This is a genomic window from Arthrobacter sp. 05T47 (genome assembly GCF_056395825.1).
This window is the reverse complement of record NZ_JBFTKG010000176.1, coordinates 1-1,032: the sequence shown is the minus strand read 5'-3', so window position 1 is coordinate 1,032 and position 1,032 is coordinate 1. Positions and strand designations below refer to the sequence as shown.

General features: G+C 60.1%; 2 protein-coding genes. Both read left to right on the top strand.

Annotation, left to right across the window (positions count from 1 at the left end):
• Positions 1–309: 309 nt before the first annotated feature.
• A complete protein-coding gene (locus tag AC1DEY_RS23695) occupies positions 310–552 on the top strand; it encodes a hypothetical protein (RefSeq protein WP_476870131.1) in 243 nt (80 codons plus the stop codon).
• On the top strand, positions 549–701 hold the full coding sequence (locus AC1DEY_RS23690) for a hypothetical protein (RefSeq protein ID WP_476870130.1): 153 nt from the start codon (positions 549–551) through the stop codon (positions 699–701). Before AC1DEY_RS23695 ends, AC1DEY_RS23690 begins: the two co-directional genes overlap by 4 nt.
• Positions 702–1,032 lie beyond the last annotated feature (331 nt).

Here is a 1,032-nt window from a genome sequence, read left to right as displayed (position 1 = left end):
GGCCGCTACCGCGACGTTTAGTTTTGGCACATAGAAAATTCAAGATGCCCGCTGCGGCTGTCACGCGAGACGTACGCCCTTTTAAGCGGCGCCATTTTCAAGGACCATAGAGCCTGACCGCTGGTGGCTGTATCGGTCATTCCAAGGGCGAATGCGACGTACGGCGTGTGTCCCGGGCGGGCTGGGTCATGCGCTGGCCGGTTTCTTGTCTGGGCCCGGACCCCGGAGTTAGCCTGATTTACGGGGGCACGATGAGTGAAGCGGGGCCGGTGGATGTGGGCCGCCATGTCCCGGACAAAGGAGTCAGTCATGTCTATTGTTTCCCATCCGAGCAAACCTGGGCCGTCCAGCGGGTCCCAGAGGCAGCGGCTCTGGTGCACTCAGTGCCAGACGGATGAGTACCTGATTATCGAATCCATCGACACTCTCCGGCCGCCGCGCACAGGGCTGCTCGACGTTACGTACACCTGCGTTGAATGTGACTTCTTTTACGCGCACACCGCCTCGGTGGGGGATGTTGCTGTGGTCCTGAACCCCAAGGTTTCACCGTGATGACTCGAGACCTTCCCGGGGGTGATCCTGAGGCAGTGGCCGGGCTCGGCCGGGTATGTGACGTGCTGGTCGGGATCATCGCAGAGATGGTGGGGGCGTCCAAGGAAGAGTCTGTGCAGCGGATTGCTGTGGGCCTTGCTGCCGGATGAATCCGTCTAGATTTGGTTCCCGCTCCGTTCCCGGGCACTCCTTCGGAACCCAAGAACTGTTCATCGAATGATGGAGACGGCGCTTGAACTGCGCTTATGGCCACGAGGAAAATGACAGCCGACTAACCGCAACTCCGGCGTTTTTGTCTCAAGGCCCGAGTCCGCAATCTACTTATCGGAATCAGCGTCTGCGGAAGGAACATTCGACCAACTCAGGCATACCCCCGAGCATCTCAAATACGATCGAGTACGGAGACGGCCGGACTGCCAGGCCCGGGCCGCCAGAGGCCTTGGGCGGTCTGGAACCCCCGTGGTTTGCAGACCCATAATG

What these genes read in the sequence shown, in the direction of transcription:
- AC1DEY_RS23695 (WP_476870131.1), top strand. Translation starts at nt 310, where the DNA reads ATGTCTATTGTTTCCCATCCGAGCAAACCTGGGCCGTCCAGCGGGTCC.